We start from the raw sequence: 4933 nt of genomic DNA on the forward strand, positions 1-4933 counted from the left end.
TCTACCTGAAGTCTATAAGGGCGTTGAATTCAAGGACGGCGAAAGGCTGACAATTGCCCATGAAAGAAGGCTCGCTGCCTGATTCGAATTTACACACCTATTGACAAGAGCTCCGGCAGAGGGTGTTCTCGTGATTCCTCCCTACTACCTGAATCCCCCGAAACATGACGCCATGAACCACTTCAGGGACCTGAGACAGGCCATCAACATACCGATCATCCTGTATGACAACGTCTGGTTCAGCGGGTACGAGTTCAATCCCTGGGAGGTCGCCGGGCTGGTCGGAGAGGGGGTCCTCCAAGGCATAAAATGCGCTCACGGGGATCCATGGAAAGTGCACACACTCAAACATCTATGTGGTGACGAGCTGGTTGTCTACTACGGGCATGATGTGAATGGACTCGAGGCCCTGATGGTCGGAGCCGACGGATGGCTGACAGGTGGAATCAACCTTATACCGAAACAGTGTGTTGACCTGTATGAAGCCGTTCAGCAGGGTCGTCTCGATGATGCAAGGAGGCTGTGGGACAGGCTGATCCCGTTGGTGAACTTCGTTTGCGTCGACCGGCGGGACAATTACCCGCACTTTGTTCAGGTTTTCAAGGACGGACTGAACATGCTGGGTCGGGCGGTTGGCGTGCCCCGAAAGCCTCTCACTCCACTGAAGGAACCGGAGAGAGAAAAGCTCCGCCGGATACTCACCGATCTGGATTTGCTGTAGCCCCCATGATACTGGTCATGCCCGCTTGCGGGTACAGGGAGCGGGCACGACATTCCATCGGGTCTTTCTCTCGCAGTTGCGAAGAGTCTGAAGCTGGTGACAAGCCTCACCAGGGTTCTCCTCGAGCGGGTCATTCTCTTACCTGCTTGCGCGAACTCTCGGCTTTCCACGCCAGGGGGAATCGATTTGACAATGCAAATCGGGTTGGCTAAAATGCTCAGGGAGGCGATGGGAAAGGAGGCTCCACGATCATGAAGACCGGCAAGTGGCTCCCGGTGGGTCAAATCATTCGGGTTCAGGCTATCAACAACCCAACCAAGGAGGCTATCGCCGACAAGTTCAAGCGATACACCTTCAAGGAGTGGGACGACCGTTCAAACCGTCTGGCCAATGCACTTGCCGGTATGGGGCTGACTCACGGAGACCGTTTCGCCATCATCGCATACAACGCCGTGGAATGGATGGAGATCTATGCGGCAGCGGCCAAGGGTGGGCAGGTGACGGTTCCTGTCATGTTCCGCCTGGCTCCTCCGGAGATCGAGTACATCGTCAACCATTCGGAGTGCAGGGCTTTTGTTGTCGGCCAGGAATTTGTCGATACCGTAGACTCCATTCGCAAGAGACTTCCCATTCCACCAGAGAACTACGTGTATATGGGCAGCGGCAAAGCCCCTCCGGGATATGTCCACTACGAGGATCTCATGAAAAAGGGCAGCCCCGATTACCCGGATGTCGTAGTGGACGGAGCGGACATCTGGAACATCATGTACACTTCTGGGACCACAGGGCGGCCAAAGGGCGTAGTTAGAACCCACGAGAGCAACATAGCCCAGTATGTCCTCAACGATATCAATATGGGGGTAAGGCCGGATGACAGGGTCATGCTCGTCATGCCCATGTGTCATATCAATTCGATCTTCTACTCCTTTGCCTATACTTATGTGGGAGCGTCTTGTTTTGTGTACAACATGGTGAGCTTTGACCCGGAGGATCTTCTCGGGACCATCGACAGGGAAAAAATCACTTTCACATCTCTGGTTCCCACCCACTACATCATGATGCTCGCCCTTCCTGAAGAGGTGAAGGCCAGATACGATGTCAGCTCGATCCGGCAACTCCTCATATCCTCGGCTCCAGCGAGAAGAGATACGAAAATCGAAATCATGAAGTACTTCAAGAATGCCGAACTATGGGAGGCCTATGGGTCGACGGAACAGGGTCTTATGACCTTACTGCGCCCCGAAGATCAGATGAGGAAACTCGGTTCCATCGGTAAGGAGATATTCGGCACAGATCGAATCAAACTCCTCGACGAAGATCGCAGGGAGGTACCTGAGGGAGAAGTGGGAGAGATCTTTGCCAGAACCCCGATCGCCTTCAAGGAGTATTGGAAGGATCCGGAAAAGACGAAGGAGGTTTTTGAGGGAGAGTGGTCCACGGCAGGGGATATGGGCAGAAGGGATGAGGACGGTTACTACTACCTGGTGGACCGGAAAGCCAACATGATCATAACAGGGGGAGAAAACGTCTATCCCTCGGAGGTTGAAAACCTACTCGGACCTCACCCCGCAGTCAAGGACGTGGCCGTCATCGGCGTCCCCCACAAGAAGTGGGGCGAGGCTGTCAAGGCGGTTGTCATCCTCCATGACGGCTATGCGCCTTCTGAAGAACTGGCCAAGGAACTGATCGAGTCCTGTCGGGGGAAGATCGCCGGCTACAAGATACCCAAGTCGGTCGACTTTATCAAAGACGAACAGATGCCCCGAACCGGGACCGGAAAGATCCTTCACAGGGTTCTAAGGGAGAGATACGGAAGCTGGAGCGACCTCTAGACGGCCAAAGGGGCTCGCCTCGGGAGGCGAGCCCCTGACCGATGATCGCAGAGCCGGCAGGCCTATCTCGGAATGTTCTTCAGGAACCGATAGTAATCCGAATCGGTGCCGAGGATGATCACCGCGTTTTCGAAGGCAGCCTCCTTGTATGTCTCCAAGGTTTTGAAAAAGGCGTAGAACTCGGGGTCTTGATTGTAGGCCTTGCCATAGATCATGGTCGCTTCGGCGTCTGCCTTTCCCCTGATCTCTTCGGCTGTTCGATAGGCACCGGACTTGATCGATTTCAGTTCCTTTTCCATCTGCCCTAGGATTTCCGCTCTCTTGCCCTCACCCTCGGACCGAAATTGGGCAGCCTTTCGTTTTCTCTCCGATATCATACGCTCGTAAACCTTCAGCCTGACCCGTTCTACATAGTTGATCCGTTTGATCCTGACATCGACCAGTTCCATGCCGAAGGCGGGCATGGCCTTTGAGGCCTCGGCCAGAATCGCCCGGGTGATTTTTTCTCTACCAAGTACAACGGTTTCCCTGGCGGTTTTCTCCGGGAAGGGTGAAATTATCTTCTCCTCCCCTTCCTTGAGTAATGGCATCCAATCCGAGCTCCGGACGAGCTCAACCAGGGGATTCGAAGAGACGAAGTCCCTGACAACGGCGTCGATGATGTCGTCGAGCTTGGCGTATGCCTGACCATAGCTGCCAAGGACTTCTAGGAATTTCCGCGCATCCACTATTCGCCACCTGGCCGCGGTATCGACGTAAATGAACCGCTTGTCCCGGGTCGGAATCTCCTTCGGCTCTCCGTCCCACCGCAGGATCCGTCTCTCATAACGATGGATCTTCTCAATAAATGGAATCTTGAACCTGAGGCCTGCCTTTGTTTCCGGCTCCCCTATAGGCTCTCCGAACCGGGTGATCACCACCTGGTCCCATTCCCGAACCGTGTAGAAGGCTCCGGAAACCACAAGAAACAGGAAAATCACTATGACGACCCCGATGAAAGCTCCCATCCGTTTCATTTGGCTTCACCTCCTTCCTCGCTCTGCTTGCCGAGCTGGAGAAGTGGAAGGATGCTCTTCTGTTTGCTGTCGATTACATAGATCCGCTTGGTCTTGGGCAGAATCTTCTGAAACGCCTCGAGATAGAGACGCCGTTTGGTGACCTCCTTTGCATTTCGATAAGCCTTCAATACGTCCAGGAACCTAGCCACATCCCCCTTTGACCTGTTCACCCGCTCCAGGGCATACCCGCGGGCGCCGTTGATGGTCCTCTCCGCCTCTCCCCTGGCCTTGGGGATCTCTCTGTTGTAGGTCTCCTGAGCCTGGTTGATGAGCCTCTCCTTTTCCTGCTGGGCTTCGTTGACCTCGTTGAAAGCGCCCTTCACGGGATCCGGCGGTACCACGTTTTGGAGTCTTACGTTGACAATGTGGAGGCCGGTCTGGTATTCATCGAGGATCTTCTGAATCTCCTCTTGAGCTATCTTGTTGACCTCCTCGCGGTTCTGGAGCACGTAGTCAAAGCTCCAGTTACCGACGATGCGGCGGATCACCGATTCGCTCACGTCTCTGAGTGCCTTGATGGGGTCCCTCACGTTGAAGAGGAACCTTTTCGGATCCTCCCTCCTGAACTGGACTATCCACTCCACGTCGATCACGTTGAGATCGCCGGTGAGCATAAGCGACTCCCGTTCTCTGCTCGGTCCTTTCTCGTACTGGGTGCGGATGCCAGGGCGAATCGTCTTGAATCCAAAGGTCTCAGTCCCCACCTGATCCGTATAAACCTTGTAGACAACATCGATACCGAAAGGGATCTTGACATGGAGTCCCGGCATAACTATGCCGGAAAACCTGCCAAACCTGAGGACGACTCCCCTGTGGCCCACTGGGATCGTATAGACCGCAGTGTAAAGCAACACAACCAGCACAATGATTCCAACAAGGATAAGCCAGAAGGGCCGTCCTCCCGCCCTGAATCCCATGGAATCCTTGGCCTTTTTGATTACCTCTCCGAGGTCTGGCGGTCCTTCCTGCCAGCCTCCGCGATCGTTTCCATCCCAGGACATAGTCCTTCTCCCTTCTCGTGATGGGTTTTAGGTGTCAGGGTATATTAGGCAATGCACAAGAAGAAGTCAAGCTCGGCCTTCCCTAAGACCGGGGGTTCCCTTTGCGGCTTACCCCTGCGGTCACCGAACCCCACGAGCCTCTCCCAGGACGGCGGTCTTCTCCATGAGGATGAGGAAACTTAGTCTCTTCTGTGGAGTTTCCTGAGCTTTCGGCCCAGGATTCTTGCAAGTATATGACTTCACGATCTTTTTCTGTCTTGGCAGGAGAACACCCTTGTCCCCTCGCTCCTGAGCTCACGCGGTGACCCTATCAAGGTTCGC

Annotated in this window: 3 protein-coding genes and 1 pseudogene; 2 read left to right on the forward strand and 2 right to left on the reverse strand. The window is 54.5% G+C overall.

The features are described from left to right. Positions 1–91 precede the first annotated feature (91 nt). A pseudogene (locus JRJ26_20160) lies at positions 92–721 on the forward strand (dihydrodipicolinate synthase family protein). Between the two features lie 251 nt (positions 722–972). Next, positions 973–2553 (forward strand): AMP-binding protein, encoded by a 1581-nt coding sequence (locus JRJ26_20165; GenBank protein ID MBW2059805.1) that lies wholly within the window; start codon positions 973–975, stop codon positions 2551–2553. Between the two features lie 62 nt (positions 2554–2615). Here the strand turns inward: JRJ26_20165 and hflC are convergent, their stop codons facing one another. Both hflC and hflK read right to left on the reverse strand, forming a co-directional pair. After that, positions 2616–3569: a protease modulator HflC gene (hflC, locus tag JRJ26_20170; protein ID MBW2059806.1), complete on the reverse strand. Its 954-nt coding sequence runs from the start codon at positions 3567–3569 to the stop codon at positions 2616–2618. Then, positions 3566–4612, reverse strand: coding sequence for an FtsH protease activity modulator HflK (hflK, locus tag JRJ26_20175; GenBank protein MBW2059807.1), 1047 nt, complete (start codon positions 4610–4612; stop codon positions 3566–3568). Before hflK ends, hflC begins: the two co-directional genes overlap by 4 nt. Between the last annotated feature and the right edge of the window lie 321 nt (positions 4613–4933).

The organism is Deltaproteobacteria bacterium, assembly GCA_019308905.1.
Taxonomy (GTDB): domain Bacteria; phylum Desulfobacterota; class BSN033; order WVXP01; family WVXP01; genus JAFDHF01.